19 protein-coding genes and 1 riboswitch are annotated in these 19,678 nt (G+C 74.4%); of the genes, 10 read left to right on the top strand and 9 right to left on the bottom strand.

Annotated elements, in window-relative coordinates:
• Positions 1-32: 32 nt before the first annotated feature.
• Positions 33-161: riboswitch (cobalamin riboswitch) on the top strand.
• From ACQBJO_RS05920 to ACQBJO_RS05890, 7 genes are all read left to right on the top strand, one after another.
• Positions 152-2,263 (top strand): VWA domain-containing protein, encoded by a 2,112-nt coding sequence (locus ACQBJO_RS05920; RefSeq protein ID WP_421006821.1) that lies wholly within the window; start codon positions 152-154, stop codon positions 2,261-2,263. It overlaps the preceding riboswitch by 10 nt.
• A complete protein-coding gene (gene cobO / locus ACQBJO_RS05915; RefSeq protein WP_421006822.1) occupies positions 2,263-2,877 on the top strand; it encodes a cob(I)yrinic acid a,c-diamide adenosyltransferase in 615 nt (204 codons plus the stop codon). Before ACQBJO_RS05920 ends, cobO begins: the two co-directional genes overlap by 1 nt.
• Complete coding sequence (locus ACQBJO_RS05910; RefSeq protein WP_421006823.1) at positions 2,874-5,489, top strand: cobyrinate a,c-diamide synthase; 2,616 nt, start codon at positions 2,874-2,876, stop codon at positions 5,487-5,489. Before cobO ends, ACQBJO_RS05910 begins: the two co-directional genes overlap by 4 nt.
• The gene (cobA, locus tag ACQBJO_RS05905; RefSeq protein WP_421006824.1) at positions 5,486-6,253 is read left to right on the top strand and encodes a uroporphyrinogen-III C-methyltransferase; all 768 of its coding nucleotides are present in this window, start codon (positions 5,486-5,488) and stop codon (positions 6,251-6,253) included. Before ACQBJO_RS05910 ends, cobA begins: the two co-directional genes overlap by 4 nt.
• Positions 6,250-7,074 (top strand): adenosylcobinamide-GDP ribazoletransferase, encoded by an 825-nt coding sequence (locus tag ACQBJO_RS05900; protein ID WP_421006825.1) that lies wholly within the window; start codon positions 6,250-6,252, stop codon positions 7,072-7,074. The genes cobA and ACQBJO_RS05900 overlap by 4 nt, the downstream gene beginning before the upstream one ends.
• A 2-nt stretch (positions 7,075-7,076) precedes the next feature.
• A complete protein-coding gene (locus tag ACQBJO_RS05895) occupies positions 7,077-7,622 on the top strand; it encodes a bifunctional adenosylcobinamide kinase/adenosylcobinamide-phosphate guanylyltransferase (protein WP_421007265.1) in 546 nt (181 codons plus the stop codon).
• Positions 7,619-8,560: a cobalamin biosynthesis protein CobD/CbiB gene (locus ACQBJO_RS05890; RefSeq protein WP_421006826.1), complete on the top strand. Its 942-nt coding sequence runs from the start codon at positions 7,619-7,621 to the stop codon at positions 8,558-8,560. The genes ACQBJO_RS05895 and ACQBJO_RS05890 overlap by 4 nt, the downstream gene beginning before the upstream one ends.
• A 6-nt stretch (positions 8,561-8,566) precedes the next feature.
• Here ACQBJO_RS05890 and ACQBJO_RS05885 read toward each other — a convergent pair whose 3' ends face one another.
• Entirely contained in the window at positions 8,567-9,316 is a 750-nt protein-coding gene (locus ACQBJO_RS05885; protein ID WP_421006827.1) for a cobalt-precorrin-6A reductase, read from the bottom strand.
• A 45-nt stretch (positions 9,317-9,361) separates the two neighbouring features.
• Between ACQBJO_RS05885 and ACQBJO_RS05880 the strand changes: the two genes are divergently transcribed.
• Together ACQBJO_RS05880 and ACQBJO_RS05875 are read left to right on the top strand one after the other, a co-directional pair.
• Positions 9,362-10,063, top strand: coding sequence for a M50 family metallopeptidase (locus tag ACQBJO_RS05880; protein ID WP_421006828.1), 702 nt, complete (start codon positions 9,362-9,364; stop codon positions 10,061-10,063).
• A 3-nt stretch (positions 10,064-10,066) separates the two neighbouring features.
• Positions 10,067-10,498, top strand: coding sequence for a DoxX family protein (locus ACQBJO_RS05875; RefSeq protein WP_421006829.1), 432 nt, complete (start codon positions 10,067-10,069; stop codon positions 10,496-10,498).
• Here the strand turns inward: ACQBJO_RS05875 and ACQBJO_RS05870 are convergent.
• Genes ACQBJO_RS05870 through ACQBJO_RS05860 form a run of 3 tightly spaced genes read right to left on the bottom strand, consistent with a single transcriptional unit; the run spans position 10,495 to position 14,029 of the window.
• Positions 10,495-11,298, bottom strand: a complete 804-nt coding sequence (locus tag ACQBJO_RS05870) for an HAD family hydrolase (RefSeq protein WP_255185817.1) — start codon at positions 11,296-11,298, stop codon at positions 10,495-10,497. The genes ACQBJO_RS05875 and ACQBJO_RS05870 overlap by 4 nt on opposite strands.
• Positions 11,295-13,070: a proline--tRNA ligase gene (locus tag ACQBJO_RS05865; protein WP_421006830.1), complete on the bottom strand. Its 1,776-nt coding sequence runs from the start codon at positions 13,068-13,070 to the stop codon at positions 11,295-11,297. Before ACQBJO_RS05865 ends, ACQBJO_RS05870 begins: the two co-directional genes overlap by 4 nt.
• Positions 13,071-13,120: 50 nt before the next feature.
• Complete coding sequence (locus tag ACQBJO_RS05860; protein ID WP_421006831.1) at positions 13,121-14,029, bottom strand: LysR family transcriptional regulator; 909 nt, start codon at positions 14,027-14,029, stop codon at positions 13,121-13,123.
• A gap of 71 nt (positions 14,030-14,100) precedes the next feature.
• Between ACQBJO_RS05860 and ACQBJO_RS05855 the strand changes: the two genes are divergently transcribed.
• On the top strand, positions 14,101-15,021 hold the full coding sequence (locus ACQBJO_RS05855; RefSeq protein WP_421007266.1) for an EamA family transporter: 921 nt from the start codon (positions 14,101-14,103) through the stop codon (positions 15,019-15,021).
• Here ACQBJO_RS05855 and ACQBJO_RS05850 read toward each other — a convergent pair.
• The 5 genes from ACQBJO_RS05850 to poxB are packed head-to-tail and all read right to left on the bottom strand — an operon-like array spanning position 15,005 to position 19,669.
• Positions 15,005-15,784, bottom strand: a complete 780-nt coding sequence (locus ACQBJO_RS05850) for an SIR2 family NAD-dependent protein deacylase (protein WP_303708247.1) — start codon at positions 15,782-15,784, stop codon at positions 15,005-15,007. The two genes, ACQBJO_RS05855 and ACQBJO_RS05850, sit on opposite strands and share 17 nt — an antisense overlap.
• Positions 15,781-16,635, bottom strand: coding sequence for a hypothetical protein (locus ACQBJO_RS05845; protein WP_255185813.1), 855 nt, complete (start codon positions 16,633-16,635; stop codon positions 15,781-15,783). Before ACQBJO_RS05845 ends, ACQBJO_RS05850 begins: the two co-directional genes overlap by 4 nt.
• Positions 16,636-16,640: 5 nt before the next feature.
• Entirely contained in the window at positions 16,641-17,516 is an 876-nt protein-coding gene (locus ACQBJO_RS05840; RefSeq protein ID WP_255185812.1) for a GNAT family N-acetyltransferase, read from the bottom strand.
• Positions 17,517-17,519: 3 nt separating this feature from the next.
• Positions 17,520-17,912, bottom strand: a complete 393-nt coding sequence (locus ACQBJO_RS05835; protein WP_255185811.1) for a DoxX family protein — start codon at positions 17,910-17,912, stop codon at positions 17,520-17,522.
• An 11-nt stretch (positions 17,913-17,923) separates the two neighbouring features.
• Entirely contained in the window at positions 17,924-19,669 is a 1,746-nt protein-coding gene (poxB, locus tag ACQBJO_RS05830) for a ubiquinone-dependent pyruvate dehydrogenase (protein WP_255185810.1), read from the bottom strand.
• Between the last annotated feature and the right edge of the window lie 9 nt (positions 19,670-19,678).

The raw sequence follows: 19,678 nt of genomic DNA, 5'->3' as shown, positions 1-19,678 counted from the left end.
GCTGTGAGAGGATCTCGCCCAGGCACCCCACCGAGGAATCCGGTGCAACTCCGGAGCGGTCCCGCCACTGTCACGGCCCACACGGCCAGAGCCAGACACTCGGTCGGTGCCCGTCGTCGCGAACCCGCGCCGATGTCGTCGGACGGCGAGCGTGGACACTCGCCAGGAGGCCGCCACTGTGAGCCGCACCGGGTCCCGCACCCCCACCTTCCCCTTCACCGCGCTCGTGGGCGCCGACGAGCTGACGTCGGCGCTCCTGCTGAGCGCCATCTCCCCCGAGATCGGCGGCGTGCTCGTCCGGGGCGAGAAGGGCACGGCCAAGTCGACGGCCGTCCGGGCCCTCGCCTCGGTGCTGCCCGAGCAGCGGGTCGCGAGCGAGTGCCGCTTCGGCTGCGACCCCGACCGCGACGAGGACTGCCCCGACGGCCCGCACGAGAGCGCGGCCACGACCCGCCCGGCCCGGCTCGTCGAGCTGCCGGTCGGTGCGACCGAGGACCGCGTCGTCGGCTCCCTCGACCTGCGCCGCGCGCTCGGTGACGGCGAGGCGGCCTACCAGCCCGGCCTGCTCGCCGAGGCCCACCGCGGGATCCTCTACGTCGACGAGGTCAACCTGCTCCACGACCACCTCGTCGACGTGCTGCTCGACGCCGCGGCGATGGGCCGCAACACCGTCGAGCGCGACGGCGTCTCGATCTCGCACCCGGCCAGGATCACCCTCGTCGGCACGATGAACCCCGAGGAGGGCGAGCTGCGCCCGCAGCTGCTCGACCGCTTCGGCCTGACCGTGCACGTCGCCGCGAGCCGCGACCCGCACGTGCGGGCCGAGGTCGTGCGGCGTCGCCTCGAGGCCGACCTCGACCCGGCGGGCTTCGCGGCCCGCTTCGCCGACGCCGAGGCCGAGCTGACCCAGCGCCTCGCCGCCGCCCGGGAGGCGGTGCGCTCGGTGCGGCTCGACGAGCGCACGCTGCGCACCATCGCGCGGGTGTGCGCCGGCTTCGACGTCGACGGCATGCGCGCCGACATCGTCACCGCGCGGACCGCCGCGGCGCACGCCGCCTGGCAGGGCCGCACGCAGGTGACCCGCGAGGACATCCGGGCCGCTGCGCTGCTCTCCCTGCCGCACCGGCGCCGTCGTGCTCCCTTCGACGCTCCGGGGCTCGACGAGGACCTGCTCGACCGACTGCTCGACGAGGAGCCCGAGGACGACCCGCCGGGCGGCGGCGAGGAGCCGGATGGCGGCGACCAGCCCGACGAGGGCCCGGGCGAGGCGCCCGACGCCGACCCCTCCGGCCCGCCCCCGAGCTCGACGACGTCCGGCGACCAGCCGACCGGGCCCCAGTCGTCCGCCGACCCGACCCCCGACTCCCCGGACGAGTCGGCGGAGGCCCCCGAGTCACCCCCTTCGCCCCCTGCGGGTGCCACGCCGACCCCCACCGGCACCGCCGCGGCCACCGAGCCCTACCGCGCCCGCCGGCTCGAGCTCACCGGCGTCGGCGCCGGCCCGACCGGTCGCCGCTCCCCCGCACTCACCCCCCGTGGGCGGGTCGTCGGCACCCACCCGGCCGGGCACGAGCCCGCCGGGTCGCCGGTGCACCTGACCGCCACCCTGCGCGCCTCCGCCGCCCGCCGGGCCGCCCGCACCGGGCCCGCCCGGGTGACCGGCGACGACCTGCGCCACGCCATCACCCGCGGCCGCGAGGCCAACCTCGTGCTCCTCGCCGTCGACGCCTCCGGCTCGATGGCCGCGCGCAAGCGGATGGGCGAGGTCAAGACCGCCGTCCTCTCGCTCCTGCTCGACGCCTATCAGCGACGTGACCGGGTGGGTCTGGTGACCTTCCGCGGGACCGGCGCGGAGCTGGCGCTGCCGCCCACATCGTCCGTCGACGCCGCCGCCGCCCGCCTCGCCGAGATGCCGCACGGCGGGCGCACCCCGCTCGCCGAGGGACTGACCGAGATCGCCAGGGTCGTTGCGCGAGAGCGCATCCGCGACCGCAACCAGCGCGCTCTCGTCGTCCTCGTCACGGACGGCCGGGCCACGGCCGGGCCCGATGCTCTCGCCCGGGCGCAGCGCATCGCCGACGCCTGGGGCCACACGGCCGAGACCGTCGTCGTCGACTGCGAGTCGGGCCGCTTCCGCATGGGCCTGGCCGCCGACCTCGCCCACCGCATGGGCGCCGAGCACATCGCCCTCGAGCAGGTCGCCGCGAGCGGCCTCGTCGAGATCGTCACCGACCGCACCACCCCCCGAAGGAGCGCCGCCTGATGGCCCAGGGACAGACCCCCGTCACGCCCGAGGACGGGCTCACCACGCGGCAGCGCCGCAACCGCCCGCTCGTCGTCGTCCACGGTGGCGTCGGCAAGGGCAAGTCGACGGCGGCCTTCGGCCTCGGCCTGCGCGGGTGGAACCAGGGCTGGTCGATCGGCGTCTTCCAGTTCGTCAAGTCCGCGAAGTGGCGCATCGGCGAGGAGGAGGTTTACACGACCCTCGGCCGCATCCACGAGGAGACGGGCGAAGGGGGCCCCGTCGAGTGGCACAAGATGGGCTCGGGCTGGTCGTGGTCGCGCAAGGCCGGGTCCGAGGAGGACCACGCCGCCGATGCGCGTGAGGGCTGGGAGGAGATCAAGCGTCGCCTCGCCGACGAGACGCACACCGTCTACATCCTCGACGAGTTCACCTATGTCATGAAGTGGGGCTGGGTCGAGCTCGACGACGTCATCGACACGCTCACCAACCGGCCCGGCTACCAGCACGTCGTCATCACCGGCCGCGACCCGCACCCGCGGCTGCTCGAGATCGCCGACGTCGCCACCGAGATGACCAAGGTCAAGCACCCCTTCGACCAGGGGCAGAAGGGCCAGAAGGGCATCGAGTGGTGACGGCCCTCCCCCGGGTGCTCGTCGCGGCGCCCGCGTCGGGCCACGGCAAGACGACGATCGCCGTGGGGATCATGGCCGCCCTCGCCCGGCGCGGCCTCACCGTCGCACCGGCCAAGGTCGGCCCCGACTACATCGACCCCGGCTACCACGCGCTGGCGACCGGTCGACCGAGCCGCACCCTCGACCCGTGGCTCGTGGGCGAAGGGAGGGTCGCTCCCCTCCTCGCCCGCGGCGCCACCCACCCGACGCCCGCGGACGTCGCCGTCCTCGAGGGCGTCATGGGGCTCATGGACGGGCGGCTCGGGGGCGACGGCTTCGCCTCGAGCGCGCACGTCGCGGCCCTCACGCGCACCCCCGTCGTGCTCGTCGTCGACATCAGCTCGACCTCGCGGACCGTCGCCGCGACGGTGCACGGTCTCGCGACCATCGACCCCGACCTCGACGTCGTCGGCGTCGTGCTCAACAAGGCCGGCACCCCCCGCCACGGCGACGAGGCCCGCCGCGCCGTCGAAGGCGTCGGCGTCCCCGTCTGGGGCGTGCTCCCCCGCGACGCCGCGATGCACGTGCCCTCGCGCCACCTCGGGCTCGTGCCCGCCGCCGAGCGCGGCGAGGCCGCGGCCACCCTCGACCACATCGCCGCCGTCGCCGAGGAGCACCTCGACCTCGACGCGCTCCTCGCCGCCGCACGCACCGCACCCGACCTCGGCGTCGAGCCGTGGGACCCCTCGCTCCCTGAGGAGCTTGCAGGTCCTGAGGAGGCGCGCCAGCGCCGTCTCGAAGGGCAGCACGCGTCTCGAAGGGAGAACCCCGTGGTCGCCGTCGCCGGAGGCCGGGCCTTCACCTTCCGCTACCCCGAGACCGTCGAGCTGCTCGAAGCGGCTGGTGCGCGAGTCGTCGAGGTCGACCCGGCCCGCGACGCGGCGCTGCCCGAGGGCACCTGCGCCCTCTACCTCGGCGGCGGGTTCCCCGAGGTGCACGCACGCACCCTCGCGACCAACCGCCCTCTCGTGCAGGTGATCCGGGATGCCGTCGCCGATGGCATGCCGACCATCGCCGAGTGCGCCGGCATGCTCTACCTCGCCGAGACCCTCGACGACCACCCGATGGTCGGTGCCCTGCCGGCCCGTGCCGCGATGGGCCGACGGCTGACCCTGGGCTACCGCGAGGCGACCTCGCTCGTCGACTCGGTCGCCGGGCCCGCCGGCACCCGCGTGACGGGCCACGAGTTCCACCGCACGGTGACCGATCCCCCCTTCGGCAGGCAGGCAGCGTGGGACCTCGGCGGCCGCACCGAGGGCTTCGCCCTCGACCCCGCCGGCACCGGCCGCGCGACCCTCGTCGCCTCCTACCTGCACACCCACTGGGCCGGCTCCCCCGACGTCGCCGCCTCCTTCGTCGACGCGGCTCGCGCATGGGGCGTCCGTGGATCGGGTGGGGTGGCGCTGGGGGCTTCGCCCGTGCACCACGAGTCCTCGGAGCCCTCACCTGACTCATCGCAACCGGCTCAGCCCTTGAGTCGCGCCACCCCAGCCCGAACCACGTCCTTCCCGGTGAGCCCGTCACCGGTCGCCTTCGAGGGATCGGTGCCCGATCCGCTGCGTCATCATGGCGACGCCGAGGTGTCGAGCGATCTGGTGGACCTCGCCGTCAACGTGCGGCTCACCCAGCCGCCGGGGTGGCTGGCGCAGGCGCTCGTCGAGGAGCTCTCGACCGTCGCGGCCTACCCCGACCCCACCCGTGCTCGGGACGCGATCGCCGCCCGTCACGGGGTGGCCCGGGACCAGATGCTGCCGACGAGCGGCGGGGCGGAGGCCTTCACGCTCGTCGCACGGGCGCTGACGCCGCGCGACGCGGTCGTCGTGCACCCGCAGTTCACCGAGCCCGAGGCCGCACTGCGCGCCGCGGGCCACGACGTGCGGCACGTGCTGCTGCGGCCGGAGGACGACTTCGCGCTCACTCCCGAGGCACTCGGGCAGATCGGCGACGCCGACCTCGTCGTCATCGGCAACCCGACCAACCCGACGGGCGTGCTGCACCCGGCCGACGCGATCCGCACGCTCGCGCGGCCCGGGCGGGTGCTGCTCGTCGACGAGGCCTTCATCGACGCCGTGCCCGGCGAGCGCGAGTCGCTCGTCGGCGGTGACCTCACCGGTCTGCTCGTCGTCCGCTCGCTGACGAAGACCTGGGCCGTCGCCGGCATCCGCGCCGGCTACGTCGTCGGCGACGCCGAGCTCGTCGCGGCCCTCGCCGCGCACCAGCCGCACTGGTCGGTCGGCGCGCTCGCGCTGCGGGTCATGACCGAGACCGCGGCCCCCGCCGCCCTGACCGAGGCGGAGCGCGCCACCGAGGAGCTCGCCGGCTGGCGCCGGCACCTGACCACGGGGCTGCACGCCCTGGGCATCCCGACCGGCGGCGGCGACGCCCCCTTCGTCCTCGCGCAGGTCGGGGCCGGGGTCCGCGAGCGGCTGCGCGGCGCAGGCTGGGCCGTGCGCCGCGGAGACACCTTCCCCGGGCTCGACGCCACCTGGGTGCGGATCGCCGTCCGTGACCCCCACACCATCGACGGGCTGCTGCGAGAGCTGGCCCATCTCTCCCACCGGAGGACTGCATGACCGACGCCACCACCACCGCCACCGGGCGGGTCGTCCTCGTCGGCGGGGGGCCCGGTGACCCCGGCCTGCTCACCGTCGCCGGCCGCGACGCGCTCGCCGCCGCCGACGTCGTGGTCACCGACCGCCTGGGCCCGGTCGCCGCGCTCGACGAGATCGCCCCGCAGGCCGAGATCATCCACGTGGGCAAGATCCCGCGCGGCGAGTTCACCCCCCAGGAGCGCATCAACGAGCTGCTCGTCGAGCACGCGCGCGCGGGGCGCACCGTCGTCCGGCTCAAGGGCGGCGACGGCTACCTCTTCGGCCGCGGTGGCGAGGAGTGGAACCACTGCGTCGCCGCCGGCATCGCCGTCGAGGCCGTGCCCGGTGTCTCGTCCGCCTTCTCCGTCCCGGCGCTCGCCGGCATCCCCGTGACCCACCGCGGCCTCTCGCAGGGCGTCGCCGTCGTCTCCGGGCACGTCGGCCCCGACGACCCGCGCAGCGAGGTCGACTGGGCCGCCCTGGCAACCTCGCGGCTGACCATCGTGGTCCTCATGGGCGTCGCGACGCTCGGGGCGATCGCCGAGGCGCTCGTCGCCGCCGGCCTGTCCCCCGACACCCCGGCCGCGTGCATCGCGGACGGGGCCACCCCGCAGCAGCGGTCGGTGCGGGCCCCCCTCTCGCAGATCGCCTCCGCGGCGGACGAAGGGGGCTTCGCTCCCCCGGCCATCACCGTCATCGGCGACGTCGTCGACGCCCTCGAGGCACCGGCCCCCACCTCGCCGTGAGTGCGTCCGAAGGGCTGCGCCTGGCGGTCGGGACCTTCACCCGGTCGCCGAGCGGTCGGGTGACGATCACCTCGGACACGGCACGCGCCGCGCTGCTCCTCGCGCCACTCGCCGTCCTCCCCCTGGCGCTCCAGGTCGTCGTCGTCGGACTGACCGTCGAGATCGGCGTGCCGCCGCTCGTCGCCGCGGGCCTCGCCCTCGGCGTCCTGGCCCACGGCTCACGGGGCATGCACCTCGACGGCCTGGCCGACACGGTCGACGGCCTCGGTGCCGGCTGGGATCGCGAGCGAGCGCTCGAGATCATGCGACGCGGCGACGTCGGCCCGATGGGGGCCGTGGCTCTCGTGATCGTGCTGCTCGTGCAGGTCGGCGCGATCGCTGCTCTGCTCGGCGCCGGCTGGCGAGGCGCGCTCGTCGTGGGGGCCGCGGTCGTGGCGTCCCGGGCTGCTGCCGCCGCCGTCTGCGGTCGCGGGCAGCAGGCCGCACCGGGCTCGAAGCTCGGGGCCGCCTTCGTCGGCACCGTGCCCTTCGCCGGGGCCGTGCTCGTGGTCCTCGCCGTCGGCGCCCTCCTCGTGGCATCGGTGCTGCCGGTCGCCCTGCTGCTGGGGGGGCTGGGTGACGGGAGCTCCACGGCCCCCTTCTGGATGACCACTCGAGCCGTCCTCGTGGCGGCAGCGGCCGTCCCCGTCGCCATCTGGGCGGCGATCTCGCTCCGGGACAAGGCCGCCAGCACCTTCGGCGGTGTGGGTGGCGATGTCATCGGGGCCGGTGTCGAGGTGGCTCTCACCGTGCTGCTCGTCCTGCTGACGGTGGCGTGGTGAGCATGCGTGTCCTCGTCACCGGCGGTGTGCGGTCGGGCAAGTCCCGGCACGCCGAGTCGCTCCTGCTGCCCCCACATCTGCCCGAGGGCACGCCCGTCACCTATCTCGCCGCCGGTCCGCAGCGCGACGACGCCGACTGGGCGGCGCGCGTCGCGGCCCACCGCGAGCGGCGACCGGAGACCTGGTCGACCGTCGAGAGCACGGACGCCGCGAGCGCACTGTGGGACGCAGAGGGGCCGGTCCTGCTCGACTGCCTCGGCACCTGGCTGACCGCACAGCTCGACGAGATCGAGGCCTGGGAGGCGCCCGAGCACCACTGGGTCGGCGCCCTCGAGCAGCGCCTCGAGGACCTCGAAGCAGCTTGGCGCGCAACGGATCTCGCCGTGGCAGTGACCAACGAGGTCGGCTGGGGGCTGGTGTCGGAGCACCGGTCCGGGCGGATCTTCGCCGACCGTCTGGGCTGGCTCAACCAGCGCATCGCCGCCTCCGCCGACCGGGTCGACCTCGTCGTCTCGGGCCAGGTGCTGACGATCAAGGGCGGGGCGTGAGCACGGCCCACCGTGGCCGTCGCCTCGACCAGGTCGCGCTCGGGCTCGCCCTCGGCTGGGTCGCCGACCTCGCGCTCGGCGACCCCCGGCGCGGGCACCCGGTCGCGGCCTTCGGCAGCTGGGCCGCGGCCGTCGAGACGCGGCTGCACCGTGACTCCCGAGCCGCCGGAGTCCTCACCGAGGTGGTCGTCCTCGCCCCCGTCGTGGCGCTGGGTGTGGGCGCCGGCCGCCTGCCCGCGCCCGCCCGCGCCATGGCCACGGCTGCTCTCACCTGGGCGGCGCTCGGCGGCACGAGCCTCGGCCGGGAGGGCCTGGCCGTCCACGACCTGCTCGCCACCGGCGACCTGCCCGGCGCCCGCGCGCGGGTCCGCAACCTCGTCGGCCGGGTCACCGACGACCTCACCCCCGACGAGGTGGCTCGGGCCGCGGTCGAGTCCGTCGCGGAGAACTCCTCGGACGCCGTCGTCGGCACCCTCGTCTGGGGCGCCGCCCTCGGCCCGCTCGGCGTCGTGCTCCACCGCGCGGCCAACACCCTCGACGCGATGCACGGTCACCGAACCGCTCGCTACGCCCGATTTGGTTGGGCCGCAGCGCGGCTCGACGACGTGCTCGGCTGGGCGCCGGCCCGGGTGACCGTCCTCGCCACCGCCGCGGCGACCCCCCTTCGGGCCCGGGACGTGGTGCGCACCGCGGTGCGGGACGGGCGTGACCACCCCAGCCCCAACGCGGGGCCGGTGGAAGCGGGCTTCGCCGCCGCCCTGGGCCTGCGCCTCGGCGGGCGCACCGTCTACTCGAGCGGCGCCGAGGATCGGGTCGTCATGGGCTCGGGCCCGGCGCCGGTCGTCGCCGACCTGCCGCGCGCCGTCGCCCTGGCCCGCCGGGTGGGTGCCGTCACGCTGGTCGCGGCCGTCGGGGCCCGCCTGCTCGTCCGTCGCTGAGGCGGGTCAGTCGCCCACCTGGTCCTCGACCCACGCCGCTGCGGCCACCGCATCGCTCGCCTCGGCGACGCCCTCGGCGCGCGCCGGACGCGACACGACGACGACCGGCACCCCGAGATGGCGGGCCGCGTCGAGCTTGGCCTCGGTGAACCGTCCGCCCGAGTCCTTGGTGAGCAGCACCCGCACGTCGTGCTCGCGCATGATCGCCTCCTCGTCGGCGACGGCGAAGGGCCCCCGCGAGCGCAGCACCGTCCACGCGTCCGGCAGCGGCGCCTCCGGCGGCTCGACGAGCCGCACGAGCACCGGCCGCTCGGCCCAGGCCTCGACGTGGTGGTGCAGGGTCTGCCGCCCCGTGGTGACGAAGGGGGTTCCCCCCACCGCGTCGGCCGCCTCCCGGGCAGCCACGTGGTCGCCCACCCAGGTCCACGACGCGGCGTCCGGGTGCTGCACCCAGCCGGGCCGGGCCAGCCGCAGCAGCGGCACCCTCATTGACGAGCAGGCCTGTGCCGCATGGGCGCCCATCGTCGCGGCGAAGGGGTGCGTCGCGTCGACGACGGCACTCACCTCGTGCTCGCGCAGCCACTGGGAGAGCCCCTCGACCCCGCCGAAGCCCCCGATCCGCACCGGCCCGACCGGCAGCCGCGGCTGGGAGACCCGGCCCGCGAGCGAGGAGGTGAGGGGCACTCCCTTCGCCTCGAGGACAGCAGCCAGATCCCGTGCCTCGGCGGTCCCACCGAGGATCAGCACGTGCGTCATGGGGCCACCCTCCCACGCACAGGTTGCGCCCCTAGCGTCTGACCCGTGCAGCACCTCTTCGACCGCCTCTCCCCCGCGACGGGCACACCCGACCTCGGCGGCTGGACCCTCGTCGTGGTCCTGGCCCTCGCGCTGCTCGCCGCCACGTGGTGGCCGGCGTGGCGGGTGCTGCGCCTGGGCGTGACCCTCGTCCACGAGCTCGGCCACGCGGTCGTCGGGATGGCGTGCGGGCGGCGGTTCACGGGCTTCGTCCTGCGCTCGGACATGTCCGGCCACGCGGTGACCGTCGGCCCGGCCCGAGGTGCGGGCGTGGTCGCGACGACCTGGGCCGGCTACCCCGCTCCCGGCCTCGTCGGCGCGGCGGTCGTGTGGCTCGCGACGGCCGGCTGGGCAGCCCCGACGCTCACCCTCCTGCTCGTCGGGCTGCTCGCCGCCCTGACCCGGGTGCGCTCCGCCCTCACCGGCCTCGTCGTCGTCGCGGTGCTCGCGGCGGGCGCTGCCCTGTGGTGGTGGCGTGACGACGCCCTGCAGCAACAGGTGCTCGTCGGCCTGGGCGTGCTCCTCCTCGTCGGAGCCTGGCGTCATCTGGCGACGATGCTCGGTGGCATCGAGGCCCGGAGCGACCCGGGCTCGCTCGCCCGTGCCACGGGCGTGCCGGCGGTGCTGTGGGTGGCGAGCTTCGCGCTCGTCCTCGCCGGCGCCTCCTGGCTCGCCGCCGCGCGCCTGCTCGGCGTCGTGGGAGGCTGAGACATGACCTCACCCGTTCGCGCCGTCGGGCAGGTGCTGCTCGGCTCCGTCCTCGTCCTCGCGGGCGTGGCTCACCTGACCTTTGCCCGCACGGAGTTCCAGGCACAGGTCCCGCCGTGGTTCCCCGCTGACGCCGACCTCGTCGTGCTCGTCTCGGGTGTCGTCGAGGTCCTCGTGGGCGCGGCTCTGCTCGTGACCTGGCGGCATCCCGCCCGAGCGGGGGTCGGGCTGGCGACGGCGGCGCTCTTCGTCGCGGTCTTCCCCGGCAACATCGCGCAGCTCACCGAGCACCGAGACGCCTTCGGGCTGACGAGCGACACGGCGCGGGCGATCCGGCTGCTCTTCCAGCCGGTCCTCGTCGTGTGGGCGGTGTGGAGCACCGGCGCCTGGCGCTGGTGGCGACAGCGTCGGGTGACTGCCGAGCGCCGTTCCTAGGCCGCGAGCCACCCGTCGACGATGGTGAGCACGTCGAGCAGCTCGTGCGCCACACCGTCGGGCTCGACGTCGACCGTCACCTGCTGGTCGGTGGGGATGTCGCTGTGCGGCACCCAGATCGCGCGCATGCCGACCTCCTGCGCACCGAGCACGTCCTCGAAGAGCCGGTCGCCGACGTAGACCGCGTGGGTCACCGGCACGCCGACGGCCGCTGCCGCCGCCTCGAAGGCCTCGCGGTGCGGCTTGACCACCTTGATCTCCGACGAGTAGACGTCGCCGTCGACGAGGTCGAGCACGCCGTCACGCTCGAAGATCTCGCGGTGGTAGTCCCCGCTCCAGATCGTGTTGGACAGCACGCCGACCTTGAGCCCACGCTCACGCAGCCCCTCCCACAGCGGCCGCACCTGCGGGTCGGTGTGGGTGTGCGGCTCCCAGAAGCGGCGATAGGCCGCGAGGGCCACGTGGTGCCGGTCGTGCTGGGGGTCGGCCCCGGCCTCGCGCAGGATGTCGTCGAGGTGGGCCCCGCGCTGGTCGTCGCGCACCTGCCGCCACGCATCGGCCTCGACGGCGTGGATCCGCTCGGCGAGCTCGTGCGCCCGGTCGAGGTCCTCCTGCGGCACCTCGTCGGACTCGATCGGGATGCCGTGTACCTCGCGGGCGAAGACCCGCCACTGCTGGCCCAGATCGATCGTGTGCCACGGGGTGAGGGTGCCGCCCCAGTCGAAGATCACTGCCTCGACGGGCCCGGCCTCGGGCCGCTCACGCACGGTCAGCGGGTGGCGCATCTCGTCGACGCTCACGCCCCGCCACGCACCTCGGCGAGCACGGCCTCGACGGCCTCACCCACCGGCACCTCGCGGCGGTCACCGCTGCGGCGGTCCTTGACCTCGACGACCCCGTCGGCCAGACCCTTGCCGACGACGAGGATCGTCGGCACGCCGATGAGCTCGGCGTCCTTGAACTTCACGCCCGGGCTCACCTTGCCGGCGCGGTCGTCGTAGAGGACGGAGACCCCCTTCGCCTCGAGCTGCGCGGAGAGATCACCGGCGGCGGTGAAGATCTCGTCGGTCTTGCCCGCCGCGACGACGTGCACGTCGAAGGGGGCGAGCTCACGCGGCCACACCAGGCCCAGGTCGTCGTGGTTGTCCTCCGCGACGACACCGACGGCGCGGGTGACGCCGACGCCGTAGGAGCCCATGGTCACGGTGACGAGCTTGCCGTTCTCGTCGAGGACCTTCAGGCCCAGCGCCTCGGCGTACTTGGTGCCGAGCTGGAAGATGTGGCCCATCTCGACACCGCGGGCGAGGGTCAGCGTGCCGGAGCCGGTCGGGCTCGGGTCGCCCTCGCGGATCTCCGCCGCCTGGATCGTGCCGTCGGCGGTGAAGTCGCGACCGTGGACGAGGTCGATGACGTGCTTGCCGTGCTCGTCGGCACCGGTGACCCAGGCGGAGCCCTCGGCGATGCTCGGGTCGAGCAGGTAACGAATGCCGGAGGAGCGCTCGGAGCCGAGGACGCCGGGACCGATGTAGCCCTTGGCGAGCATCGGGTGGGCGGCGAAGTCGGCCTCGCCGAACTCCTCGACCTCGGCCGGCGCCACCTGGGCCTCGAGGCGCTTCGCGTCGACCTCGCGGTCGCCGGGCACGCCGATGGCCAGCGGCTCGCGCCACGGCTCGTCGTGCTCCTCGTCGGCAGGGTGGACGAGGGTGACGAGGACGTTCTTGAGCGTGTCGGCACCGGTCCACTCGCGGCCGTCGGTGCGCGGGTGGCTGGCGTTGAGGGCGGCGACGAGGGTGTCGATCGTCGGGGTGTCGGGGGTGTCCTCGACGTGGGCGGGGCCGGCGGTCACCTCGACCGGCGGGGCCTGCGGCACGACGACGGCCTCGACATTGGCCGCGTAGCCGGAGGCGTCGCGCACGAAGGTGTCCTCGCCGTTGGGGCTGACCGCGAGGAACTCCTCGCTCGCGCTGCCGCCCATGGCGCCGGAGTCGGCGTGGACGATGACGTACTCGAAGCCGAGCCGGTCGAAGATCTTGATGTAGGCGTCGCGGTGCGCGTCGTAGGCCTTCTGCAGGCCGGCGGAGTCGATGTCGAAGGAGTAGGAGTCCTTCATGATGAACTCGCGGCCGCGCAGCACGCCGGCGCGCGGGCGGGCCTCGTCGCGGTACTTCGTCTGGATCTGGAAGAGCGCGAGCGGCAGGTCCTTGTACGAGGTGTACATGTCCTTGACCGCGAGGCAGAACATCTCCTCGTGCGTCGGCCCGAGGAGCATGTCGGCGTCCTTGCGGTCGACGAGCCGGAAGAGGTTGTCGCCGTACTCGGTCCACCGGTTGGTCGCCTCGTAGGGCTCCTTGGGCAGCAGCGCGGGGAAGGACAGCTCCTGGGAGCCGATCGCCTCCATCTCCTCGCGCACGATCGCCTCGACCTTGCGCAGGACCTTCAGCCCCAGCGGCAGCCAGGTGTAGATGCCCGGCGCGGCGCGGCGGATGTAGCCGGCCCGCACGAGGAGCTTGTGGCCCGGCTGCTCCGCGTCAGCGGGGTCCTCCCGGAGGGTGCGGAGGAAGAGGGAGGACATGCGGGTGACCACGGACGGGACTCCAAGCGTGACGAAGGGGGTGTACCGCGTCAGGATATCCGCTCACCCATGAGCGCCGCCCCCGCAATACCGAGCTGTCGGGTCACCAGGCGCACCGCGGCCCGCTCCGCGCGGTCGGGCCGCGAGAGGGCGACGATCCACCGGGCGGAGGGCACGCCGACGAGCGGCACGAGGGCGAACTCGTCGGCCGTGCGGGTCGTGTAGCGCGGCAGCAGGGCCAGGCCCTCGCCGGCCGCGACGAGGGCGGCGACGAGGTGGTTGTCCCGCAGCCGCAGTCGCCGGTACAGGCCCCGGCCGCAGGCGGCCTCGACCCGCTGCAGCACGGTGTCGAAGGGGTAGTGCTCGGGTACCGCGAGCCAGGTCTCGTCGACGACGTCCTGGGGTCGCAGCGTCGCCCGGCGGGCGAGCCGGTGGTCGGGCGGGACGGCGACGTCGAGCGGCTCCCGGGTGAGCACGGTGGCGACGAGGCCCTCGCTCCCCACGGGCACCTCGCTCGTCAGCGAGTGCGCGACGACGATGTCGGCATCGGCTGCGGCACGCGCGTAGTCGTGCTCGGCCAGGTCGAGGTCGTCGATGCTCAGCTCGACGTCGCTGTCGGCGAGCAGGACGAGCGCGCCGGGCAGCAGGGCGGTCAGCCCGCTCGGCAGGCCGGCGACGCTCACCCGCCCGGTCGGCCGGCCCCGGTGCTCCGACAGCCGTGAGTCGACCCGCGCGATCGCGGCGGCCACCTCGTCGGCGCCGTCGGCGAGCAGCTCCCCTGCCTCGGTGAGCCGCAGCCCTCGTCCGTGGGGCTCGACGAGCGGGGTGCCGGCGGCCCGCTGGGCCGTACGCAGCTGCTGCGACAGGGCCGAGGGGGTGCGGTGGGTCGCCGCGGCGACCGCGGCGAGACTCCCCCGCTCCCGCAGGTCGCGCAGCAGCTCGAGGTGCCTGATGTCCATGCAGGAAGCCTAAAGGGATCGGTCATGAAGATTCGCTTGTCCTGCACAGTCGGGTGACCGACGATCGACGGGTGCCGATCCGCCACCGCCTGCTCGCCGTCGTCGTCGCCGTCCTCTGGGGCGCCAACTTCATCGCCATCCACGCCTCGCTCGAGGTCTTCCCGCCCTTCCTGTGCTCGGCGCTGCGCTTCGCCCTCATGGCGATCCCGACGATCTTCTTCGTCCCCCGCCCGCAGGTGCCCACGCGCTGGCTCGTCGGCTACGGCATCGGCTTCGGCATCCTCCAGTTCGCCTTCCTCTACCTCGCGATGGACGCCGGCATGCCGACCGGCCTGGCCTCGCTCGTCCTGCAGAGCTCGGCCCCCTTCACCGTCGTCCTCGGCGCGGTCCTGCTCGGCGAGCGACTGAGCGGCCGCGCCGCGACCGGCGTCGCGGTCGCTGCCCTCGGCATGGCCGTCGTCGGCTCTCAGCGACTCGACGCCGAGGCGGGGCTCCTCCCCTTCGTCCTGACGCTCATGGCCGGCCTCGGGTGGGCCTTCGGCAACCTCGCCTCCCGCCTGGCCGCGGCGCCCAGGCCCCTCCACCTGACGATGTGGATGACGGTGGTCCCGCCGGTCCCGATGCTCGCCCTGTCGCTGCTCGTCGAGGGGCCCGAGCGCATCGGCACGGCCCTCGCCGACTCCCTGACCACCGCGGCGGTCCCCGCTTGGCTGGGCCTCGCCTACACGACCCTCCTGGCCACCGTCGTCGGCTCGGGCATCTGGACCTGGCTCATGGCACGGCACCCGTCGGGGACGGTCGCTCCCTTTTCCATGCTCGTGCCGGTGACCGGTCTGGCCCTGGCCTGGCTGCTCCTCGACGAGGTGCCCGCCCCGCTCGAGCTCGTCGGTGGCGCCCTCGTCGTCGGTGGGGTGCTGTGGGCCTCGCGCCCCCGCCGGCCCGAGGCCCTGCCCGAGCCCACACCGGAGCCGGCGGTCAGCGCAGGGCGCTGACCATCGTCGGCAGGATCTCGGCCGCTTTGCCGCGCACGAGGTGGTGGCACATGTCGGAGATCTCGGTGTCGACGGGGTTGACCTCGACGACCGTCGCCCCCTCGGCGCGGGCCATCGCCGGGTAGCCGGCGGCCGGGTAGACGACACCCGAGGTGCCGATGACGAGGACGACGTCGCCCGGCTCGAGGGCCTCGATGGCCGCCTCGGTCGCCGCGACGTCCGCTTCCGGGAGGACCTCGCCGAACCACACGACACCGGGGCGCACGTCCCCTTCGCACTCGGGGCAGGTGGGCGGGTCGATCCGCTCCGTCGGCTCCGCCGGCAGCTCGACCTCGCCCTCCCACGGCGTCTCGCAGTCGCTGCACCGCAGCGCGAAGATCGACCCGTGCAGGTGCGCGGCGACGGCCGAGCCGGCCCGCTCGTGCAGGTCGTCGACGTTCTGCGTCGAGATCGTCACCTCGCGCAGCCCGGCGAGCTCGGCGAGCGCCCGGTGCCCGGGGTTGGGCTCGACGTCGCGGACCAGCCGCATCCGCCAGGCGTACCAGGCCCAGACGAAGGGAGGATCCAGCCGGAAGGCCTCGGCCGTCGCCAGCTGGCTCGGGTCGAACTCCTCCCACAGCCCGGTCTGCGCATCGCGGAAGGTCGGCACGCCGGACTCCGCGCTCATCCCGGCGCCGGAGAGGACGAGGACCCGGCGGGCGGCGCGCACGGCGTCCACCACCTCGTCGGGCACGACGACGTCGGTCTCGGTGGTCTCGGTCACGGATGCTCCTGCGGGGGTGCGGGGTGGGCGTGCCGCCACATCATCGCAAGGGGCGGCGCGGACTGCGGCACGAGGAAGTGCACCTGCCCGCCGCGGAGGGTCTCGCTGACGAGCACGTGGCCGGGTCGGGTCGGGACGTCCGCCGGCACGACGAGCCGGCCCCCGGGGTCGCCGAGCAGGGCGGCGGCCCGAGAGTGCACGACGACTCCTTCGGCGGAGGTCACCGGGGCGGCCGGCTGCAGCGGGCCGAGGACGGTCGTGCCGACGGCACCGGTGGGCGACCGCAGGATCACCTGCGAGGCTTCCGGGTTGGTCGGCAGCACCATCGGCACCGGCGTCCCCGGCGGTCCCGGCGTCCGGTGCGCACGGGCATCCCGGGGGCCGTCCCGGATCTCGGTGCGCAACCAGAGCGCCCACAACACGCCGCCGACGCAGAGGCCAAGACCCACGAGGCCAGCCCCGAGGTCGACGTCGCCGCCGACGGCGAGTCCCAGCACCGCGACGGTGAGCAGCGCGAGCCCGCCGAGGACGGCTCCGGCGGCCCCCAGCACATAGGTCCCAAGGAGGAGCAGCCGCACCCCCGGACCGGGGCGCAGCATGTGGAAGAAGATCGAGCACCAGTAGAGGCCGAGGGCGGCGGCGAAGCCGAGGGTCCCGAGACGGTCCCATGCCGACCCGACCGGCAGGGCCGCGATCACGAGCAGGAGGGGCACCCCGATGGGCGCGACGAAGAAGACGCCGAGACGGTTCCACCCCATGGGCCAGTCGCCCCACATCTCGCTGAGGTCGTAGCGCATCCGGCGCCCGAAGGAGACCTGGCTGCGCCAGGGGGCCTCGTGGGTCTCGAGCATCGTGGTCAGTCCCGCGTCGTGGGGGCCGGCTGCTCGTAGAGGGCTCGGGTGCCGTGGCCCCGGAAGCCGAGGCGCTCGTAGAGCGACCGGGCGGGGTTGTCGCACCCCACGGCCAGCCAGACCTCGTCGGCGCCGGCCCGCTGGAGGGCCGTCAGGGAGCGGGCGACGAGGTGGGCACCGAGCCGGTGGCCGCGCCACTCCGGGACGACGCCGACCTCCTCGATCCAGCCGTCGGAGAGGGTGACGAAGCCGGCGACGTGGCCGCTGCGGTCCATGGCGACCCGGGAGTCCTCCGGCTGGAAGCCACGCTGCTCGCGCAGCCACCGACCCCAGGCCCGGGAGCTGCCGGCGCTGTATCCGGGCTGATCACCGAAGGACGCTGCGTAGGCGTGGCGGAAGGCCTCGGAGGTGTCGTCGGTGAAGGGCAGCGTCACGATGTCGTCGGGCCGACCGACGAAGGGGATGGAGCGCAGGCTGTGCCGCATGATCGACTCCGCGAAGCCGCGGTGCAGACCGAGCTCGGCGAAGAGGGTCTCCCCCTCGGGGCTCACCGAGTCCAGGACGAAGCGCACCGGCCCGACGCTGTGGCCGATGACCCACTCGGCGACCTCCTGCCCGATCCCCTGCCCCATCGCGGCGGGGTCGATCAGGCCGGTCGCCGTGCGGGTGCCGTCGGAGCTGACTCCGATGGCGGCCGCCGCCACGATGTCGCCGAGCTCGTCCCGACCGCAGATCGACAGGTCGGTCAGATAGCTGTCACGCAGGTGCTGCGGGTCGGCGAGGTCGGGCAGCCCGCCGTCGCGCTCGAGACAGGCCCTCCCGAGGCGGACGAGCGAGTCGATGTCGTCCGCGGTCGTGGGCGACCACTCCAGTACGCTCACGGGTCAGCCGCCGCGGGCCGCGCGCAGGGCGGTGCGCACGAGCGGCCACTGGAGCGGCAGCCGGGCGAGGGTCCCCGCGAAGAAGGCCGTGGCCTGCGGCGTGCCCTTGCGCTGGGCCCGTCGGCCGTGGTCGACGCTCATCTGCACGTTGGCCGGCAGCACACCGAGGAGCAGTGCGGCGCTCGCCCAGCCCGCGGCCGGGCGCGTGGCCGGCACGAGCAGCCCTGCGCCGCAGGCGATCTCGGCGACGCCCGAGACGAGCACGAGCTCGCGGGCGCGTCCCCTCAGGGGCGCGGGGATGATCGGCTCGTAGACCTCGGGGCGCACGAGGTGCAGCACCCCGCCGCCGACGAGAAGGGCAGCCAGGCCGGCCGTGGGCAGGTCGGGTCGGGTCATCGGGTCTCCTCCTAGAAGATCTGTCGCAGGTTGACCCGCGACAGGTCGAGCAGCTCGTCGCCGCGGCCGGACATCACGGTGCGCAGGGCATAGAGCGTGAAGCCCTTGACCTGCTCGGCGGAGATCGCCGGCGGGATCGTCAGCTCCTGCCGCTCGGTGACGACGTCGACGAGGGCCGGTCCGTCGTGGGCGAAGGCCTCCCGCAGGCTGCCCTCGAGGTCCTCGGCCTCCGTGACCCGCCAGCCCTTGATGCCGCAGGCCTCGGCGACCTGCGAGAAGTCGGGGTTGTCGAGGTCGGTGCCGAAGCCCGGCAGACCGGCGGCCTTCATCTCCAGCTCGACGAAGTTGAGCGACGAGTTGTTGAGCACGACGATCTTGATCGGCAGGTCGTGCTGGCGCACCGTGAGCAGCTCGCCCATGAGCATCGCCAGGCCGCCGTCGCCGCTCAGCGTGACGACCTGGCGCTCCGGCTGGGCGAGCTGGGCGCCGACGGCCTGCGGCACGGCATTGGCCATCGACCCGTGGATGAAGGAACCGATGAGCCGGCGGTCTCCCCGGCACTCGAGGTAGCGGGCGGCGTAGACGACCGGCGAGCCGACGTCGGGGATGAAGACCGCGTCGTCGGAGGCGATCTCGTCGACGAGCCGGGCGAGGTACTGCGGGTGGATCGCCTGGTGCTTGCGGCCCCCGAGCAGCCCCTTCTTCGGCGGCTCGGCCAGCTCGTCGAGCTTGTCGCGCGTCTTGCGGTAGTGCTTGACCGAGTCCTCGAGGTGCTTGCGGTCGCTCGCCGGCTGCAGCAGCGGCAGCAGCGCCCGCACCGTGTCGCCGACGTCGCCGACGAGCCCGAGGTCGAGCGGCACGCGCCGCCCGAGGTGCTCGCCGCGCAGGTCGACCTGGATGTAGGTCGCGTCCTGCGGGTAGAACTGCCGGTACGGGAAGTCGGTGCCGAGCATGAGCACGGTGTCGGCCTCGTCCATCGCGCGGTAGCCCGAGGCGAAGCCGAGCAGCCCGGTGAGCCCGACGTCGAAGGGGTTGTCCCCCTCGATCTCCTGCTTGGAGCGAAGGGTGTGCACCACCGGTGCCGCGAGCACGTCCGCGAGGGCGAGGACGTCGGCCTTCGCACCGGCGGCGCCGGCGCCGACGAGCAGGGTGGTCCGGCGCGAGGCGCCGAGCAGCTGCGCGGCCCGCTCGAGCTGGTCGGCGGCGGGCACGACCCGGGCGCGGGCCCGCTCGACGACGGTGACCCGCTCGTCGGTGGCCTCGGTCTGGGCGACGTCCCCGGGCACAACGAGCACGGCGACACCGCGCTCCTGGATCGCCGCGCGCATGGCCGTCTCGAGCATCCGCGGCATCTGCGAGGCGTCGGTGACCATCTCGGCCCACACGCTGCACTCGCGGAAGATCTCCTGCGGGTGCGTCTCCTGGAAGTAGCCGCTGCCGATCTCGGCACTGGGGATCTGCGCGGCGATCGCCAGGACCGGCACCCGGCTGCGCTGGGCGTCGAAGAGACCGTTGATGAGGTGCAGGTTGCCGGGGCCGCACGAGCCGAGGACGACCGCGAGCTCACCGGTCAGCTCGGCGTCGGCGGCCGCGGCGAAGGCGGCCGACTCCTCGTGCCGCACGAGCCGCCAGGTGATGCCGCCGTCACGCCGCATGGCCTCGGTGAATCCGTTGAGCGAGTCCCCCGGCACGCCGTAGGCACGGGTGACCCCGTTGGCCTTCAGGGTCGCGATGACGTTGTCGGCGATGGTGCCCATGCGCAGCTC

The organism is Janibacter zhangyanbonis (assembly GCF_050507325.1).
Taxonomy (GTDB): Bacteria; Actinomycetota; Actinomycetes; order Actinomycetales; family Dermatophilaceae; genus Janibacter.
Note: the sequence above shows the minus strand (reverse complement) of the source record. Positions and strands in the feature narration are given on the sequence as shown.

Bases quoted from the DNA above. Each gene is read 5' to 3' on its own strand.
- ACQBJO_RS05860 (WP_421006831.1), bottom strand. From the start codon at position 14,029: ATGGACATCAGGCACCTCGAGCTGCTGCGCGACCTGCGGGAGCGGGGG.
- ACQBJO_RS05865 (WP_421006830.1), bottom strand. From the start codon at position 13,070: ATGTCCTCCCTCTTCCTCCGCACCCTCCGGGAGGACCCCGCTGACGCG.
- ACQBJO_RS05835 (WP_255185811.1), bottom strand. From the start codon at position 17,912: ATGACCCGACCCGACCTGCCCACGGCCGGCCTGGCTGCCCTTCTCGTC.
- ACQBJO_RS05885 (WP_421006827.1), bottom strand. From the start codon at position 9,316: ATGACGCACGTGCTGATCCTCGGTGGGACCGCCGAGGCACGGGATCTG.
- ACQBJO_RS05875 (WP_421006829.1), top strand. From the start codon at position 10,067: ATGACCTCACCCGTTCGCGCCGTCGGGCAGGTGCTGCTCGGCTCCGTC.
- cobA (WP_421006824.1), top strand. From the start codon at position 5,486: ATGACCGACGCCACCACCACCGCCACCGGGCGGGTCGTCCTCGTCGGC.
- ACQBJO_RS05845 (WP_255185813.1), bottom strand. From the start codon at position 16,635: ATGCTCGAGACCCACGAGGCCCCCTGGCGCAGCCAGGTCTCCTTCGGG.
- poxB (WP_255185810.1), bottom strand. From the start codon at position 19,669: ATGGGCACCATCGCCGACAACGTCATCGCGACCCTGAAGGCCAACGGG.
- cobO (WP_421006822.1), top strand. From the start codon at position 2,263: ATGGCCCAGGGACAGACCCCCGTCACGCCCGAGGACGGGCTCACCACG.
- ACQBJO_RS05895 (WP_421007265.1), top strand. From the start codon at position 7,077: ATGCGTGTCCTCGTCACCGGCGGTGTGCGGTCGGGCAAGTCCCGGCAC.